At 55.9% G+C, this 540-nt stretch carries 6 tRNA genes; all 6 read left to right on the top strand.

What is annotated here, in order from left to right:
- Positions 1–3 precede the first annotated feature (3 nt).
- The 6 genes from CN326_RS23955 to CN326_RS23930 all read left to right on the top strand — a co-directional run bounded on the left by CN326_RS23955 (position 4) and on the right by CN326_RS23930 (position 540).
- Positions 4–84: transfer RNA gene (locus CN326_RS23955), tRNA-Leu, on the top strand.
- Positions 85–113: 29 nt separating this feature from the next.
- A tRNA-Gly gene (locus CN326_RS23950) sits at positions 114–188 on the top strand.
- 16 nt (positions 189–204) lie between these two features.
- Positions 205–293 (top strand) — tRNA-Leu (locus CN326_RS23945).
- A gap of 3 nt (positions 294–296) precedes the next feature.
- Positions 297–370 (top strand) — tRNA-Arg (locus tag CN326_RS23940).
- Between the two features lie 8 nt (positions 371–378).
- Positions 379–452, top strand: a tRNA-Pro gene (locus CN326_RS23935).
- 15 nt (positions 453–467) lie between these two features.
- A tRNA-Ala gene (locus CN326_RS23930) sits at positions 468–540 on the top strand.

The following is a 540-nucleotide window of genomic DNA, read 5'->3' as shown; positions in this document are numbered from 1 at the left end:
TATGCGGGTGTGGCGGAATTGGCAGACGCACCAGACTTAGGATCTGGCGCCTTTGGCGTGGGGGTTCGACTCCCTTCACCCGCACTTTAAATTGAATAAGTCATATATGTCTTGCGGAAGTAGTTCAGTGGTAGAATACAACCTTGCCAAGGTTGGGGTCGCGGGTTCGAATCCCGTCTTCCGCTCCAATTTTCAATATGACATGCCGGGGTGGCGGAACAGGCAGACGCACAGGACTTAAAATCCTGCGGTGGGTGACCACCGTGCGGGTTCGACCCCCGCCCTCGGCACCATATGCGCCCGTAGCTCAATTGGATAGAGCGTTTGACTACGGATCAAAAGGTTAGGGGTTCGAGTCCTCTCGGGCGCGCTTATTAACGGGAAGTGGCTCAGCTTGGTAGAGCACCTGGTTTGGGACCAGGGGGTCGCAGGTTCGAATCCTGTCTTCCCGATAGTTTTAAAATAATGGGGCCTTAGCTCAGCTGGGAGAGCGCCTGCCTTGCACGCAGGAGGTCAGCGGTTCGATCCCGCTAGGCTCCA

It is taken from the genome of Bacillus sp. AFS018417 (assembly GCF_002560985.1).
Taxonomy (GTDB): domain Bacteria; phylum Bacillota; class Bacilli; order Bacillales; family Bacillaceae_G; genus Bacillus_A; species Bacillus_A rhizoplanae.
The sequence above is the reverse complement of the archived record's forward strand: the minus strand, read 5'-3'. Positions and strand labels throughout refer to the sequence as shown.